This is a genomic window from Paraburkholderia sp. BL21I4N1, assembly GCF_002973525.1.
Taxonomy (GTDB): domain Bacteria; phylum Pseudomonadota; class Gammaproteobacteria; order Burkholderiales; family Burkholderiaceae; genus Paraburkholderia.
In genome coordinates this window covers 492,238-506,722 of the sequence record NZ_PVEN01000002.1, presented here as the reverse complement: position 1 = coordinate 506,722, position 14,485 = coordinate 492,238, and the positions used below count along the sequence as shown (strand labels likewise).

The following is a 14,485-nucleotide window of genomic DNA, read 5'->3' as shown; positions in this document are numbered from 1 at the left end:
GTCTGGCCGCCCTGACCGGATGGCGATCGGACGCAGGCGGGCCACAACGCAAAAACCCACCTGGGCGGTGGGGCTCCCGGCTGTGGCCGACGGTCGCGAGCGATCGAGGCGGATCAGTGCACCAGCGCGAGCTGCACGAGCCGCGCACCCGCCGCCTCGCAGGCTTCCTGCAGCTCGCCGAGGCGGTCCAGCACGCCGCGCTCGTCGAACAGGACGGTGGTGTTGCCGTCGAGCACGAGGCGTCCCTCGCGGATCAGGTTCAGGGCGACCCGAGCGCTGTAGCTCTTCGCCCCGGTCTTGCCGGCCAACGCACGCGCGCCCGCCCAGGATTCGGCGACGCCCACGAAGGTCGATGAGCTGCCGTCGAGCCGGCCCAGGCTGCGGGCGATGGACAACATCTCGCTGGCCGACTCGCTCAGGTCGTCGGGGAGCTGGCCCATGCTGTCCATCAGCAACGTGCTGCCCAGCCGGGACCAGGTGCCGCTGTCCTCCGCGTTGAGCATGGCCACGAGGTTGTTGGCGTGGTCGGCGCGCAGTTGGCCGTGGGCCTGGGTGTCCGCGCCGATGCCGGCCGCGGCCATAGCGGCGCGAACGTTGTTGACGGTGTCGATACGGGTGTTCATGCGAAGTCCTCCATGGGATCAGATGGGCCGGGCGTTCCCGGAATGCTCCAGAGGTAGCAGGATTTCGTAGCCCGTCAACCGATCGATCGTTTCGCCAGTAGCTTTGACGGTCGCATCCACGCGGGTCAAGGATTGCTTGATGTCGCAACAACCTGCCTTGATGTCGGCAAGGTCAGCCTTGATCTCGCACAGATCAGCCTTGACGTCGGCAAACTGTGACTTCATAGCCAAAATCATCTGATTCACGTTGTTCATGGCCGCCATCAACTGGTCAAACTGTACGGTGGTCAGGTCAAACTGTTCGGTGCTCATGGTGGTACCTCGTTTCGTGGGGTTCGACGCTTGGCCGGGCGTTCCCGGGATGCTCGAGAGGTAGCAGGATTTCCCAGCCGGTCAACAGCAGCGCCTCAGAGCCTCACCGGTGCCGCGCAACCTGGGCCTGCGAGCGCGGTCATGGGGTCACCGGCGGCCGAAGCTGACCTGCGAGCGCGCCAGCCAGCCCACCCGCCGCGGGCCGAACTCGGTGACGTTCGACGGGACCGCGTTGCGGTTGAGCTTGTCCGGCGCCGATGCCTTCCCGGGACCCTTGCGGTACGTGTCGTTCGCCTCGATGCCGACTTCCAGGGCCTCGCCCAGCAGGTGGCAATGCGCGAGGAACCCGACCACGTGGCTCAGCAGCATCACCGCGAAGAAGTCCAAGATGGTCGACTCCGCCTGCTCCACCGGGGCGGCCGGGGTTTTCGGTGCAGATCGAGCCAGCGTGGGGTCCTCCACCGCTGCGCTGAGCATGCTCGGCGGGAGGTAGGAGGGCTTGCCGAAGGTGACCAACCGTGACACGGGTTGGTTCAGCAAGCCGCGGGTGGGGTGCAGCACGAAATCCTGGGGGGTGGTCGGGTCGCTCAAGGTCTCCTCCGTTGGCGATCGTTGGTGTCCTACTTCCAACGTAGCAGGCCCCCAGGGGAACGCAAGCCGTGCCTGGGCACGGCTTCGCCTGGATCAGATCGCCCCGCCCCATACCTCGGCCGACGGGGCGCGCAGTCCCGATCGTCCAGGATGGGCCAGTTCCGCATCACGTCGGGCAGGACGAACCTCTGGACGGGTGCCGTCGCCGGAGCCGATTCGACCTTCGGCTGCTGCGCTTGCAAGCACGCCAGCTCGCGGCGGTCCAGCGCGTCCTGTGACAGGATGTCGAACCTGTAGTCCCTGCCGGCCGCCTTGCGCGCGGCATACAGCTCGACGTCCGCAAGCGTGAAGACCCGAGCATTGCCAGGCCCCTTGCCGCCGCCGCTGGAATGGATCGCGCCCTTACGGGCCAGGTTCTGGACCTTCTTGATCGACACCCCGAGGTACCGGGCGCATTCCGCGGTGTTCATCGTCCCGGTCGACGGGGCCAGGCTTGCCTTCAACGCCAGCACGTCCGTCTCGGCGTAGGTCCAGGCTTTCTTCTCGCCCCGCTCCCGTGGCAAACGCCCGGTTCGGCCCAGTTGAGTGACGGCTTGCGTCCCGCGCCCGAGCAGCAACGCCGCCTCCGCGGTGCTCAGCCGTCGAGCCGGGGGTGCGTCCGCCGTGGTGGGTTGGTCCTGCATAGCCTTGGACATCGTGGTCTGCCTCCTGGGGTCGTGTTGATCGGACGCGCGGCCCAAGGCCGTCGCGCACGTCCAGATCTAGCAGCTTCCGGGTCCCCGTCAACTCACCGGTTGCCCCTGGAAACGCCCGCGCCAGGCTACCATCCGAGGCACCACCATCGCCTGCGGTCTGGACCGCCGCGGGCCCACTGAAGGAGAACGCCGTGTCCGCTGTTACGCTGAAAACCGGGGAACGATTCAACCTGAACGACGCTGTGGGCACGGACCCGTTGCGCATCGAGATCCTCTGGGCGCTGGCCGACACCAGCCAGAAGCCGGACGTTGACGCCAGCGTGTTCGTCTGCAAGATCGCCAACGGGACCAAGACCATCATCAGCGACGAGTATTTCGTTTTCTACAACAACAAGGTCTCGCCTGACGGTGCCGTGACGCACCAGGGTGACACCGTGCCGGGGACGGACGGGGTTCCGGACAAGCAAGTGGTCCGGATCGACCTCGCCAAGCTCAGCCGTTACGCCCAGGAGCTGCGGTTCTTCGTCACCATCCACCGGTCCGAGGAGCGCGGCCAGACCTTCGCCGACGTGCCGACGCTGGGCGTTCGCCTGTACAACAACACCACCGGGGTCGAACTGGCCCGCTACGACGTGGAGCAAGCGGATGGCGACGTGTCTTCCGTCCTGATCGCCACGATCCAGCGCGAAACGCCGGACGCCCCGTGCTGGTTTGAAGCCGCCGGCGAGGGCTCCCAGCACGACCTGGGCGAGTTGGTCGACGAGCACATGCCCAACTGAACGCCACCGATAAGATGGACCCTGGCACTTACCTGCCCTACTTTAGGGTGCAAGATCGGTCGCAACAAACTTATCTTTATTGAGGTTGAGCGGGATATTTAAGCCAACTTGGATAAAACTGCTCGAAATCGTGCGCGGCTTGGTCTATCGTGGTGATATGAAAAACCCTCGCCCGACGTGTCCGAACGAAGCGTGCGTCAACCACTCAGATCCGCCCGCCGATTTCTACTGGAAGAAGGGTTACCGGGTCACCAAGCACAACGGGCAGAAGGTGCCGCGCTATCAGTGCAAAACCTGCCTCACCTCGTTTTGCGCGACGCGGACCAAGCCGCACAAGCAGCACCATCGGCCGGACTTGAATCGTCGGATCCTTCAGATGGCAGTTTCAGGGGTGACGTTTCGCCGGATGGCCGTGATCCTCGATTGCCACCCGGTCACCATCACCCGCAAGATCCGCTACCTGGCGCGACAAGCCGAGGCCGTTCACAAGGATCACCTCGCCACGATCCAAACCACTTACGTGATGATGGACGAACTGGAAACGTTCATGCATTCACGCATGAAACAGTTGAGCGTTCCGATGGTGATCCGGGCGAAGACCGGTGAGGTGCTGGCGTTCGACGTGGCTCGCAAGCCGAGCAATCAGCCCAAGGGCAGGACGCTTTACCAGTGGCACGTGGACGAGCGACCGAAGGTCATGCGTCGCGTTCTGCTGAGGATTCGACCTGCGCTTGCCCCAGGGGCCACGATCGCCACCGATGGTAACGCCTCCTATCGTAAGTGGATCACCGCGAACCTGCCCGGTGTGCGACACACGACGCTGAGCACCCCGCACGATGACGGGTTCGATCCATTGTTCGCGATCAACCACACGTTCGCCAAGATGCGAAACGACCTGGCCCGGCTCGGCCGAAAAACGTGGACCACCTCGAAAACGATCGACGGGCTGCGCGATCACCTCTGGTTGTGGACAGCCTGGAAGAATGGATACGACCTTCGATGACAACAAAGCCCACCGTAAGGGTGGGCTTTGTTCATTGCCACCTGGGTCAGCGGTGAGCGCGGCCGTTTTTCACCTGCGGACCTTCATCATCGAAGGCAATCGCGGCACGCGCTTCCAGCACTTCGATTCGAACGGTTCGCGGGTTCTCCCCGTCGATGATCCGTTGGACGGAGTGCGCATCGCCTTCGTTCACGCATGCAAGGAGGTAGGCGACGCTCGACGTTTCGAGGTCCTTGAAGCGCTTGCCTTCGCCGATCAGTTTGTCCATCACCTTCTTTTTCAGTTTGGCGACGTCCTTGGGTGCGGCTTGAGGCCTGCTCTCCAGATCACGGGCGATCTCTTCTTCACGCGCGGCGCGCTTCATTTCCGCCCGCAGAATGGCGCGTTCTTGAGACTGATCGATGGCCAGGCTGGTGTTCGAAAGGGCCGATGCCAGACCACCCTTCATGACTGGGCACTTCTCCACCCAGTCGATGACCTTTTGATCTTGGAAGTAGGGAAACGACTCCGGGTGTTTGACGGCCCAGTGGTTCAAGACGTTGAGCGTCTGCGTCATGATCTCGATACCCCGGCCGGTGCTGGCCGGGTAACCCTGAGCCATCAGGTGATCGAGAGATTGCTGGACCGTTTCGGCAATCCCCGCATCGAGCACGACCGGCTCAGCGGACGAAAACCAACCGGCGAACTTGGCCTTCCCGCTCAGGATTGCAGGCATGACCGTGGCGTCCATGGTCTCGAAAACCGTGCTCGCGGTGCGGAGCACAGCCACATCATCGGCCCACGACGCGATCCGTTCGGCGTTCTCGCCACGCATCCGGGCGACTTCGGCGACAGGCGATGCGCCTGCGAGAACGATCAGCACCTGCGCATTTTCTGCAAGGCCACTGAACAGACCTCGCCAATGCTTTTCGAGGGAACGGGCGGTATCGATCGGTTTGCCTGCGTCGTCTCGCGTCGTCATGTAGCCAGCGACCAGGAGCGATTGGCCGCTCTTGGTTTTGGACGAAACCTGCGCATCCGGGCCCGGCCGATTAGGCTTGGTCAGGTCACCCGGATCCATGCTGTTGGCCTCTTCGACCCGTGCGATCAGGGACTTACGGAAGATGTTCTGCTCCTCGCTGCTGGCCGTGCCGTCGAGCACTTTCTCCAGCAGGTCGAACACGGCCTTGACCTGCCCCGTGGCCTTGCCCGCCAGGTAGGTTTTGCGATCACGCTCGAAATCGTTCGACAACGCGTAGAAAGCGACCGCCAGAGCCTGTTCAGACCGAACAACGCGCTGCGACACTTTCAAGGCCAGAAGGAAGCAGGTGTAAGCATCGCCACTGACCTTCGCTTGTGCCAGCAGTTCGTTGCTGCCGGCCAGCGATTGCTTGTCGCTGACGTTTACGTCGTCAATCCAGCGGCTGGTTTCGTTCGAGGTCATGGCCTCGGCGGTGAGCATGTGGCGTTCGGACTGGGAACGCGACAGCATCACGGAGATCAACGCGGACGGGAAGATCTTCCGCTCCTTGGCGGCTTCATCGACGATCGCCTTGGCAACGGTAGCCGAGGCTCCGCTGTCAACGACGATCTGTTCCGTGGCCTTGCGCCCTTTGGTCTTGACCGTGGAACGAATCCGTTGGCCGCCGTCGTCGGCCTTCTTCACGGCCTCGTCTTTCTTGTCGAGATGAAGATCGTCTTGAACGTCGAGTGCGATGTCGCGGAACTCGGCAGGGGTCGTCGGTTGGTCTTTCCAGGCCATGGGGTGGATCCTTCGGGAGGGAGGTTGGAGTGACTGCTGAATCCAGTGTAATGGCCTGCCAGGATTGCGCAACAGCCTGGCCGACGGACCATGAAAAAGCCCACCGCAAGGGTGGGCTCTGATCGGAAGCGCGCGCCGACCTTCAATGCGTTCGGCTGTTTTGGCCTCAGTGGAAGATGCGTGAGCATGCCGTGATGATCGCAGCGATCACACCGAGCGCGCCGATGCCTTTCCACATGTTCGACGTCAGTTCCTTCATGTCGTCACGAACGTCTTTCCGCAAATCTGCAATCGCAGTCTTCATTTCCGAAAACTGGGCCTCGATCTTGGACACGACTTCATCGCCCTGCGTCTTGACGAATAACTTGATGGTGGGCGACACCTCACCCGCGTGAGACGAGGTCTGCACGGGTTGGCCTTCGAGGATCTGATCCAGTTTGTGATGAATGCCCTTCAAGTCTTCGTGGCGCATGATGTCCTCCTCGCTATCGTCACCGCGGGTCGATCGGGCTCGACTCGGCGGGTGCCCCCTTACTCCTGCCAACATAGCTCCTCCAAGTGGCGATGGTCTCCTTTTACATTGGCATCAAATAAACGTATGTCAAATGATGACAAAAACATGATATTTGCTTGCACCTTTTGCACCGCAAAGTAGGGCAGGTAACCCTGGCACGGCTTGACTTGACACCGGACCGTACCCCCTTAAGCTGTGAGTAACGCACCCCGCAGGTGCCCACAACAGGGGGAGGTCCATCGTGTTTTTCTTTTTCTGGTTGCCGCCGATCAAGATGTTGCCGCGCGAGGAGCGGATCCGGCGTTTGAAAATCCTCGGGTCTGTCCTGGCCATCACGGCGGTGTGCGTGGGCGGGGTGGTGGCGCTGAACTCGCTCCTGCCGAAGCCGGCCCCGGCGCCCGTGGTCGTTGAGCCGCCTGTGCGGGTGCCCTTCCCGACGCCGCCGCAGGTGGTGCCTCAGGCCCAGCTCGACGCCGAGCGCGCGAAGATCCTCACCGGCGCCGATCAGATGGCCACCGAGGTCGAACGCAAGGCCCCGGGGACCATCCAGGCGCAGCAGGCCCGCAGCCTGGCCGACTTCATCGCCTCGCATTGCGGGAAGCCCGGAGGGTGCCTCAAAAAGTAATCTGCGATCGCCCCACGCAAAAACGCCCGGTCCATGCCGGGCGTTTTGCCTGGTGGGCGCGGTTCCGTCAGGACCCGTCCCGGTCAGGCAGGATCGACGCCGGGGTGATGCACTGCCGGCGCGAGACCATGTGCCCGTTCACTTCCTGATTGATCTGCCGGCAATGGGCCAGCGGGGGCTGACCGTTGCGCGAGCGCACCTTCGGGACGTACAGCTCGGGGCTGATGTTCGTGGTGTTGATCGGCTGCTCCGCCCAGCTCGACGTGCTGGCCGCCAGGCCCAGCGCGAGCAGCACAGCAGGGAGAAAACGAGCGTTGAGCATGGCTGGCCTCCGGTTGGTTGTAATCCTGCTGTACGGTAGCCCATCCGCACACTGAAGACCAGCGTTCCTGTCGATGGGGCCGTGCCGTGGCACCCCTTCAACACCCGGGCGCCAGCGCCCGCCTCCACCCCGGTGCTCCCGCCCACGTCGCGGTGATCAGGGTGCGGCGCTCACCTCATCCTGTGTCAGGCCCGCGGCCTTCCACTGCGCCGGGATCGCCTTCCACTGGTCGGGGTTGAACCGGTAGACTTGCCGGCCCGGGTGCGCCGACGTGCAGATCCGCAGGTCCGGCCGGAGCGTCTGCAGCAGGGGGAGCGCTCGCCTGGCCTGGCCGCCGATCAGCACCACGGTGCGAATCGCGGGGAGCAACGGGAGCAGGTTGCGCAGCTCCTCGATCCCCCGCCGCACCTCCGCCGTCGTGAACTTGATCGACCTGTCCCACCAGGGGATCACGTTCCAGAGGACCGCGCGCTTGCGGGGGATGCCCGCCTCCTGCATGAACCGGAACACGCCCTCCGCCGTGGGGTCATCGTTGTTGCGGGAAATGAACCCGGAGCCCTGCTTCTTGCCCGTGGGCGAGGTCATGGGCCCGGGCTTTTCGAGCAGGAACAGCATGTCCGCGTGCACGCCCCCGTCCATTGGGTCGAAGTCCTGGAACTCCCAGGTCGGGTGCTGCGCCCGCAATGCCTGGACGTACCGCGCCAGCGGGGCGACGTGGGGCTCCGCAAGCATCACGCGGCGCAGGGCCACGGTCTCGGGGTCGCGCAGTGCGCGCGGGGCGTCGTCGAGCAGGACCACCGTCAGATGCCCTCGGGATCGCCGTTGACGCCGTTCGTCCTGCCGCTCACTCCGTTCTGCATGACGCGGTCGGCGGCCGACGGCAACGGTTTGAAACGCTCTTCGTCGTTTTGTTCGGTGCGGAACTGGGGGTCGTCCACGTACCGGAATACCGGAGCAAAGTTGTACCAGACGTTGTTTTGCTGGTAGGGCTCGACGAGGATGGACGACGAGAACATCGGTGCGTTGTCCGCAAAACGACCGCCGGGGCTCTTCCAATACTCGTTGGCCAACTTCATCAGCCCGTCGGCGCCGGTGTCGGTCAGCACGACCGACCAGCCGAAGTAGCGCAGAAACCGCTCGTAGGCGTCTGCCACAGTCAAGACCAGCCCCGGCGGTTGCATCAGCCCGCGGCACACGCGCAGTAGAACGTCGAGGTCGAGCCGAGACTTCCCAGCCTCGATGGCTTCCCAGGCGCTGGCCGGTTTGCCGAAAAAATCGGCGAACTGAGCCCGGTGGAAACCGCGCTGCACGCGTATCTCGCGGAGCAGGACGGCGCAAATGCTGTTGTAGGTGGTGATCTTGGTTTCGTCGATGATCATGGTGGGTTGCCGCGGTGGTGCTGGAACCGCACGATTCTACGGGGATCCAGTGAACATCCCCAGCCCCACTACGCCCGGGCCGAGGTTGACAGCCCCTCATGCCCTGCTAGGTACTGGCTTTTACCTGCAGGAGAAAGACTGTGGCGAGAAAGACGGTGCGCTCGTTGAACGATGCAAGCGCCTGGGCCCAGGCCCAAGGGATCATGACCCAGGACGAATGGGACGCGCGGACCAAAATGGACGGTTGGCCCGCCGACATTCCCAAGTGCCCGCAAAGCGTCGTGGCCTACAAGGGGCAGTGGAAAGGTTTCAAGAGCTTCCTCGGCGTCTCCGCGTGGAGCGGCGGACTGTCCCGCCCTGAACTGGCGCTAAAACACGGGCTGCAGGGCGTCCTGGACCTGGTGCCCGGACAGCGTGCTGTAGTCGACCCCGCGGATGGGGAGCGGGTGCTCTTCCTCGACCTGCTCGACCGATCGAGACGCCTGGCGATCGAATACGACGGGCGCCATTGGCACAAAGGCGAGGCTCGCTACGTGAGCGACGCCCAAAAATCCCTGCGCCTTACCACGGCCGGATGGTCCGTCATCCGGGTTCGCGAGGCACCGCTTGCCCTCCTCAACCCCACCTGGGACGTTGCGGTCCAGTCGCCTCGTGGGAACTACTGGTCGGTGATCGAAGCCGTGCTGCGGCACATGGCCAGGCTGATCGCGGAGGGTCATCTGCAGGACGATGGTTTGTCCGAGAGGATCGACGAAGCGCTCAGTATGCCGTTGCCACCCGACGCGTTCCGTCACGTCGAGCCAGTGGCCAAGTGGTCGTACGTCGATGCGAAGGCCTGGGTCCAGCCCATGGGGATCGAAACCGAAGACGAATGGCGGATGCTGACGCGGAGCGGCCAACTTCCGCCGGGGATGCCAGGCAATCCGCCCAGTGCGTACCCTGATGTATGGGAAGGTTGGGGAGTATTCCTGGGCACCGGGAATGTGTACAACGGCGACCGCGAGTTCTGCACCTTAGCCGAAGCGTCGACGTGGGCCCAGGCGCAGCAGGTCCGCTCCCAGCGAGCTTGGCAGGCACTCGGTGATCGCCGACCGTCGAACATCCCGTCGAATCCCCAAACCATCTACAAATCCCAATGGCAGGGATGGGGACACTTCCTGGGGACCGGCACCGTCGCCAACGGCGAGCGCCGGTTTTGCGTGATGGCGGAAGCCTCCGCCTGGGGGCGGGACCATGGCATTTCGACGAAGAAGGAATGGGGTGCCCGAAGGGATCGGCCAGCGCACATCCCGTCGAATCCCCAGAACGTCTACGAGGTCGAGTGGCGCGGCTGGGCCCACTTCCTCGCCACCGATCACCCGCGAGCAAGGGATGTTGATACGGCGGCCGTCGACGATCTCGTGACCGCCTGAGCATTGCCTGCCCGACGCCCACGGAAACGCCCGGCCGTAGCCGGGCGTTTTGCTTGCTGCGCGAGCGTCAGCGGATCACTCGCCGTCAGCGGTCGGCAACGGATCGCGCGGCACGAAAATGACCTGACGCTTCACCCAGTTCTTGGCGATGAACGCGTCGAGCCACGGGCGTTCCGGGGCGCACGACTCGCCCCGGGTGTTGCTCTGGATCCAGGCGCGGTAGTTCAGGGTCACCAGATCGTCGTACGACCCGATCGGATGCCGTTGGCCGCGCCGGTCGATCGCCGTCAGCGCGTCGTCGTCGCCGATTTCGAGCGACAGCGGCCCGCGCTTGTAGAAGCCGTTCACGGTGACGGCCCCGCTGTTGTCGAGCGTGAAGTTCACCCCGGCGCGCGCCATGTCCCGCAGGGTCGGCGGGAAGAACTTCAACAGGCCATGCCCTTCCGCGAAGGTCGGAGCAAGCGGCTTGCTCAAATCTTCCTCGGGGAGCGCCGCCGCGCGGGCCTTGCCGCCCTTTGCCGTCCCGGTCTTGCCGAACGTGTCCGGGGTGAACTCCACCGCCGGCTCCGAACGGTCGGCTGGGTCGTTGAAACGGTCCTCGTCGAGGGCCTCGGGGTTGCTGCCGAACTGCTCCATGGGTCTCTTCCTCCTGTCGGTGTTGAAGGCCCTGCGGGTGCGGGGCCGGTCGGTTCAAGCTCTCGTACTTCGGAGCTCATGGCAAGTTTTTACAGCCGATGAAGTCGTGCCAGGGCACGGCTTCATGTCAAACGGTGGCGGTGGATCGGGGGACCTGCATCGGGTGCTCGCGTCGGTAGGCGTCCAGCTCTGCCACCTCGAACAGCCGCCGTCCCCGCGGGTCGATGTACGGATGCAGGCGCCCCCCGCGCACAAGCTGGGACAGCCGCTGACGCGTTACGCCCAGGTGCCCGGCAGCCCGGGCAGCGATGATGTAGCCATCGCGTTGCATCCGGCCGTCCAGATCGTCGAGGTCCCGCGGGCGGAAGTACCGCGTTCGCCGGGCCAGCACCGCCGGTTTCAGCGCACCCCGCTTGACCAGCGTTCGGACGGTGGCTCGGGACAGGCCCAGGCGTTCCGCTGCGCCACACTCGTCGAGCAGGCTTCCCCTCTGAATGGTGTCGAGCTGATCCTTGATCTTCTGCAACCCTGCACGGTCAACATAAAGGTAGCCCCGCGGGCTGCGGATACGCTGGATGTCGTACCGACGGCAAAGCCGGTCGACGGCGTACAGGCTGCACCCCAGGAACGTTGCGGCTTCGCCGCGGATCAGCATGCCGTGCAGCGCGTCGTGCCGGGTCGCCGATGTGCCCTCCGGGGTAGGCTGGGTGGTGCTGGCGATCGGTCCGAGGGTCATGGTGGCTGGGTCTCCCGTGGCGAGTGGCGAAGGCACCGCTCTCGCGGTGCTGGACCCAGTCAAGCAGGTTTTGCAGGCGAGTCAAGTCGCCGCGAAGGCGCTTTGCCCCTCCAGCCGGCGCAGCAACCGCTTGCTTCGACGCATCGCGTCCAACTCCCGTAAGTGTGCGGTCCAGGTCGAACACTCCTTGAACGTCGAGATGCTGGCCAGCGTGGCCGACGTTTGCGGCGCCACCTGGTCGACCGGCTGTCCGCTGGTCGTGCGGTAGGGACGGACGAAGGGCTGGAACTTGACCGGTGCACCTTTCATGCTGTGCCAATGCACCTCGTTGTGCCAGCCAAGGCTGAACGGTTCGAGGACTCGCCGCACCTGCTCCACGGTCGGGCCGTCGCACCAAGTGACGTGGATCCCGCACAGCCCCGTGGGGGTCGGCGACGCGTCGATGGTGTGGCGGGGAAAGGTCTCGCGCAACGCGCGGCGTACGAGCCGCAGGGTGGCGTCCAGGTTGATGAGGCGGGTTTTCATGGGGATCTCACAAGGGGGTGCGAGATCCCAACCTAGCGGGTTTTGCGGGTGCGTCAAGTCGATCGAGCCGATTGACGCCCGCCCGATCAGGCCTGGTCCTCGGGGTCGGTGCTCTGTTCTTTCTCGGTGCCGCCGATGCTGAACTGCGTGGTGTGCTTGGTGTGCCTGGTGGGCGTCGACGATGGTGCCCCTGCGTCCACCTCGACGTCGACCTCAACGTCCTGCTCGTTGTCCAGGCGCGCGACGATCCGTTGGAAGTTCGCGGCGTTGCGGATCTGCGAGGCCGTGAGGGTCCATTGCACGACGTCGCCGTTGATGACCCGCGCGAGGTTGATGCGGATCCGGTCGCCCGGCAATCCCGGTGTACCGGGCGATCCACCCGATGGCGATTTCGGTTGGCCCGGGCCAGGCAGGTCGAGCAGTGCCGCCAGGTAGACGGCCAGCTCCTCAAGCGAGACGCCGTACTGGGTGACCGGCGGCGCTTCCCAGACGATCGATTCCAGCGGGATCGGGTCGTCGATCCGGTCGATGCTGATGCGCTCGATGGTCTCCCGACCGTCGGCGATCACGGCCGCACGTTCCTCGCGATTCGCCTCCACCTGAGCCTTATTGGCCTTGGCGAACAGCGCGAGGGCCGTCCTGCGCAACGCGTTGGCCGCGGCGTCGGCGGCTGCCGCGACCAAGGCCATGGCGTCCTTCGCTTCCTGCATCGCCTTGGTGGCCTTGTCCTGCAGGGAGGCCTCCTGGACGGCCACGCGTTTGCGCTTGCGCGACGCATCTGGGGCCTTCTGCGCCTCGGCCTGTTTCTTCGCCTGCGCTTTGATGAACCCATCGGCTAGGCTGCGGTTGGCCAGGTGGACCCACTCGATGTAGGGGTCGGCCAACAGGCGCAGCCGTACCGCGTCCTTCGGAAGCGCTGGGGCGTCGATCGTCTGGAACGTGAACGGTGTCGGGGTGGCCGACTTGGCGGCGGCATCCTTGGGCGTCAGCGCCTCACGAAGCCCGAACACCCCAAAGTGGCAACGCTTCGACAGATCGATCAGGGCCTGCACCGGCGGCGGAAGCTGGGCGTTCTGGTCGACGGTGGATGCGGCCAGCGTGACGAAGTGGCTGAGCCGCTCGAACATGCCCTTGCCACGCTCGTCCACGTGGCCATCGCGCACCGCCTTGAACTCGAAGAGGAAATAGCGCGCGCCCTGAGAGGTGAGCACGTCCCCGAACGCGGACTCCGCGTCGTGGTCGAGCTTGTGCAGGTCGGCCGGGCTCGCAGCCAGCAGCGCGGTACGCTTTGCGCCTCGCGCCTTCTGGACCGCCACGCGCCAGCGGTGCCATTGCAGGTCGCGGAACGCGATGATGACGGTGTCTTCCCAGACCGTCTGATTGGGGAGCACCGTCCCGACGTCGCTGGCATCACCGCCTGCCGGGCCTGCCGTCTTGGGTTTGCCGGTTTTCCCCGTTTTCCCTGATTTGGTGGTGGTCGTCGTTTTGGTCGTTTTGGTCGTGTTGGTCGTTTTGGCCATGCCCCGCTCGCGTTGATCGGTCGTGTTGGTCTGGTGGTGATGAGGAGTGTGCCACACGTCCCTAAAAACCGGCCGGAGGCCTAGTCCCCCTCCCTCCGGGCCCTGCGCCTTCGGCGTGGGGTCCCCCTGGACGCCCGGGCGTCGAGGGGTGCCCTGGCACCACCCCGGACGATCCAAAACGCATCGCCCGGGGGGTGGTGCCCCGGGCCCGTGGTCAGCAGTGGTTCGCGCTGGTGCACGTGTAGGTCGTGCCACCGAAGTCGAACTCCACCATGTCGCCGCAACGGCAGTCACGGGCAAACGCTTCGTAATCGATGTAGGACTTGAGGTTGTCCGGGATCGACGAACCGTAGCACTCGTCGAACAGCTCCGTGGCCGCGTCCAGCAGGTCGCCGTGGTGCAGCGAGACGTCGTCCTTCTTGTCCATCGCGCTGTCGAGGTCGTACCCGCTGTTGTCCACCAGGAAGAACACCGCCGCCATTTCGCGCTCGTCGAGGTCGACCACCTCATCGAACCAGCGTTCCAGGGTCGATTGATCGATCTTCAAGGCTTCGAAAAGCTCCGATTGCGCCCGGTCCAGATCGATCGCCTGAATCTCGAACTCCTCCACCGGGGAACCGAACGGGTCGCGCAGCGCCTCGGCTTTGGCCGTGTACTCCTCGTAATCCGAGAAGTAGAAGCCTGCAGCCATGGTGTTGTAGGGCTGGGCGAAGTAGTCGCCGGTGGTCATACCTGCAGTCGTTGGAGCCTGGGGTGCGAGGAACTGCGCGGTTTCGTTGTGGCCGTTCGTGCTGGTCGGTTGGTTCGTGGTCATGGCTTGCTCTCCGTTCGGTTGGGTTTGCCTGCTGCCGTCATCGCCTGGACGGGGAACAGGACCGAACGACCACAAGGGCCAGGGGGCTCACCGGATGCCGCACGCTTCGACGACGCCAGGAGGAGAAGACCGGGAGAGGAAGCGCGACGCGAACCCCTTGCCCTGAACGGTGGTCGAATCGGTCCTACACGTCGGTTGAAGGCGACACGGAGCAGCACCAACGAACGGGAACGGGACCACGCACCAACGCGCCTCGAC

General features: G+C 64.5%; 18 protein-coding genes. 4 read left to right on the top strand and 14 right to left on the bottom strand.

Going from position 1 to position 14,485, the window contains the following annotated elements; all coding sequences use genetic code 11:
- Positions 1-113 precede the first annotated feature (113 nt).
- The 4 genes from B0G83_RS08575 to B0G83_RS08560 all read right to left on the bottom strand — a co-directional run bounded on the left by B0G83_RS08575 (position 114) and on the right by B0G83_RS08560 (position 2,221).
- Positions 114-623, bottom strand: a complete 510-nt coding sequence (locus B0G83_RS08575; protein ID WP_105506999.1) for a hypothetical protein — start codon at positions 621-623, stop codon at positions 114-116.
- Between the two features lie 18 nt (positions 624-641).
- Complete coding sequence (locus B0G83_RS08570) at positions 642-935, bottom strand: hypothetical protein (RefSeq protein WP_105506998.1); 294 nt, start codon at positions 933-935, stop codon at positions 642-644.
- 147 nt (positions 936-1,082) lie between these two features.
- Entirely contained in the window at positions 1,083-1,526 is a 444-nt protein-coding gene (locus tag B0G83_RS38065; protein ID WP_146120180.1) for a hypothetical protein, read from the bottom strand.
- Positions 1,527-1,555: 29 nt separating this feature from the next.
- On the bottom strand, positions 1,556-2,221 hold the full coding sequence (locus B0G83_RS08560) for a helix-turn-helix domain-containing protein (RefSeq protein ID WP_105506996.1): 666 nt from the start codon (positions 2,219-2,221) through the stop codon (positions 1,556-1,558).
- A 191-nt stretch (positions 2,222-2,412) separates the two neighbouring features.
- Here B0G83_RS08560 and B0G83_RS08555 point away from each other — a divergent pair, with 191 nt between their 5' ends.
- Together B0G83_RS08555 and B0G83_RS08550 are read left to right on the top strand one after the other, a co-directional pair.
- Positions 2,413-3,000 (top strand): TerD family protein, encoded by a 588-nt coding sequence (locus B0G83_RS08555; RefSeq protein ID WP_181156764.1) that lies wholly within the window; start codon positions 2,413-2,415, stop codon positions 2,998-3,000.
- Between the two features lie 157 nt (positions 3,001-3,157).
- Positions 3,158-4,003: a hypothetical protein gene (locus tag B0G83_RS08550; RefSeq protein WP_146120179.1), complete on the top strand. Its 846-nt coding sequence runs from the start codon at positions 3,158-3,160 to the stop codon at positions 4,001-4,003.
- Between the two features lie 46 nt (positions 4,004-4,049).
- Here B0G83_RS08550 and B0G83_RS08545 read toward each other — a convergent pair whose 3' ends face one another.
- Both B0G83_RS08545 and B0G83_RS08540 read right to left on the bottom strand, forming a co-directional pair.
- Entirely contained in the window at positions 4,050-5,744 is a 1,695-nt protein-coding gene (locus B0G83_RS08545; protein WP_105506993.1) for a hypothetical protein, read from the bottom strand.
- 166 nt (positions 5,745-5,910) lie between these two features.
- Positions 5,911-6,216 carry a hypothetical protein gene (locus B0G83_RS08540; RefSeq protein WP_105506992.1) on the bottom strand — a complete coding sequence of 102 codons (306 nt, stop codon included), beginning with the start codon at positions 6,214-6,216 and terminating at the stop codon, positions 5,911-5,913.
- A 283-nt stretch (positions 6,217-6,499) separates the two neighbouring features.
- Here B0G83_RS08540 and B0G83_RS08535 point away from each other — a divergent pair, with 283 nt between their 5' ends.
- Positions 6,500-6,883: a hypothetical protein gene (locus B0G83_RS08535; RefSeq protein ID WP_146120178.1), complete on the top strand. Its 384-nt coding sequence runs from the start codon at positions 6,500-6,502 to the stop codon at positions 6,881-6,883.
- A 67-nt stretch (positions 6,884-6,950) separates the two neighbouring features.
- Here B0G83_RS08535 and B0G83_RS08530 read toward each other — a convergent pair whose 3' ends face one another.
- From B0G83_RS08530 to B0G83_RS08520, 3 genes are all read right to left on the bottom strand, one after another.
- On the bottom strand, positions 6,951-7,205 hold the full coding sequence (locus tag B0G83_RS08530) for a hypothetical protein (protein ID WP_105506990.1): 255 nt from the start codon (positions 7,203-7,205) through the stop codon (positions 6,951-6,953).
- 156 nt (positions 7,206-7,361) lie between these two features.
- A complete protein-coding gene (locus B0G83_RS08525) occupies positions 7,362-8,003 on the bottom strand; it encodes a uracil-DNA glycosylase (protein ID WP_258167788.1) in 642 nt (213 codons plus the stop codon).
- A gap of 2 nt (positions 8,004-8,005) precedes the next feature.
- Positions 8,006-8,584 carry a helix-turn-helix transcriptional regulator gene (locus B0G83_RS08520; RefSeq protein WP_069744913.1) on the bottom strand — a complete coding sequence of 193 codons (579 nt, stop codon included), beginning with the start codon at positions 8,582-8,584 and terminating at the stop codon, positions 8,006-8,008.
- Between the two features lie 140 nt (positions 8,585-8,724).
- Here B0G83_RS08520 and B0G83_RS08515 point away from each other — a divergent pair, with 140 nt between their 5' ends.
- Positions 8,725-9,996, top strand: coding sequence for an integrase repeat-containing protein (locus tag B0G83_RS08515; protein ID WP_105506989.1), 1,272 nt, complete (start codon positions 8,725-8,727; stop codon positions 9,994-9,996).
- 75 nt (positions 9,997-10,071) lie between these two features.
- Here the strand turns inward: B0G83_RS08515 and B0G83_RS08510 are convergent, their stop codons facing one another.
- From B0G83_RS08510 to B0G83_RS08490, 5 genes are all read right to left on the bottom strand, one after another.
- Positions 10,072-10,632 carry a hypothetical protein gene (locus B0G83_RS08510; protein WP_105506988.1) on the bottom strand — a complete coding sequence of 187 codons (561 nt, stop codon included), beginning with the start codon at positions 10,630-10,632 and terminating at the stop codon, positions 10,072-10,074.
- Between the two features lie 127 nt (positions 10,633-10,759).
- On the bottom strand, positions 10,760-11,368 hold the full coding sequence (locus B0G83_RS08505) for a helix-turn-helix domain-containing protein (protein WP_105506987.1): 609 nt from the start codon (positions 11,366-11,368) through the stop codon (positions 10,760-10,762).
- Positions 11,369-11,449: 81 nt separating this feature from the next.
- The gene (locus B0G83_RS08500) at positions 11,450-11,893 is read right to left on the bottom strand and encodes a hypothetical protein (RefSeq protein ID WP_105506986.1); all 444 of its coding nucleotides are present in this window, start codon (positions 11,891-11,893) and stop codon (positions 11,450-11,452) included.
- An 86-nt stretch (positions 11,894-11,979) separates the two neighbouring features.
- The gene (locus B0G83_RS38525; protein ID WP_181156762.1) at positions 11,980-13,413 is read right to left on the bottom strand and encodes a hypothetical protein; all 1,434 of its coding nucleotides are present in this window, start codon (positions 13,411-13,413) and stop codon (positions 11,980-11,982) included.
- A 214-nt stretch (positions 13,414-13,627) separates the two neighbouring features.
- Positions 13,628-14,227, bottom strand: coding sequence for an antirestriction protein ArdA (locus tag B0G83_RS08490; RefSeq protein WP_105506985.1), 600 nt, complete (start codon positions 14,225-14,227; stop codon positions 13,628-13,630).
- Positions 14,228-14,485 lie beyond the last annotated feature (258 nt).

What these genes read in the sequence shown, in the direction of transcription:
- B0G83_RS08575 (WP_105506999.1), bottom strand. Translation starts at nt 623, where the DNA reads ATGAACACCCGTATCGACACCGTCAACAACGTTCGCGCCGCTATGGCC.
- B0G83_RS08570 (WP_105506998.1), bottom strand. Translation starts at nt 935, where the DNA reads ATGAGCACCGAACAGTTTGACCTGACCACCGTACAGTTTGACCAGTTG.
- B0G83_RS08560 (WP_105506996.1), bottom strand. Translation starts at nt 2,221, where the DNA reads ATGTCCAAGGCTATGCAGGACCAACCCACCACGGCGGACGCACCCCCG.
- B0G83_RS08550 (WP_146120179.1), top strand. Translation starts at nt 3,158, where the DNA reads ATGAAAAACCCTCGCCCGACGTGTCCGAACGAAGCGTGCGTCAACCAC.
- B0G83_RS08545 (WP_105506993.1), bottom strand. Translation starts at nt 5,744, where the DNA reads ATGGCCTGGAAAGACCAACCGACGACCCCTGCCGAGTTCCGCGACATC.
- B0G83_RS08540 (WP_105506992.1), bottom strand. Translation starts at nt 6,216, where the DNA reads ATGCGCCACGAAGACTTGAAGGGCATTCATCACAAACTGGATCAGATC.
- B0G83_RS08530 (WP_105506990.1), bottom strand. Translation starts at nt 7,205, where the DNA reads ATGCTCAACGCTCGTTTTCTCCCTGCTGTGCTGCTCGCGCTGGGCCTG.
- B0G83_RS08520 (WP_069744913.1), bottom strand. Translation starts at nt 8,584, where the DNA reads ATGATCATCGACGAAACCAAGATCACCACCTACAACAGCATTTGCGCC.
- B0G83_RS08510 (WP_105506988.1), bottom strand. Translation starts at nt 10,632, where the DNA reads ATGGAGCAGTTCGGCAGCAACCCCGAGGCCCTCGACGAGGACCGTTTC.
- B0G83_RS08505 (WP_105506987.1), bottom strand. Translation starts at nt 11,368, where the DNA reads ATGACCCTCGGACCGATCGCCAGCACCACCCAGCCTACCCCGGAGGGC.
- B0G83_RS08500 (WP_105506986.1), bottom strand. Translation starts at nt 11,893, where the DNA reads ATGAAAACCCGCCTCATCAACCTGGACGCCACCCTGCGGCTCGTACGC.
- B0G83_RS38525 (WP_181156762.1), bottom strand. Translation starts at nt 13,413, where the DNA reads ATGGCCAAAACGACCAACACGACCAAAACGACCAAAACGACGACCACC.
- B0G83_RS08490 (WP_105506985.1), bottom strand. Translation starts at nt 14,227, where the DNA reads ATGACCACGAACCAACCGACCAGCACGAACGGCCACAACGAAACCGCG.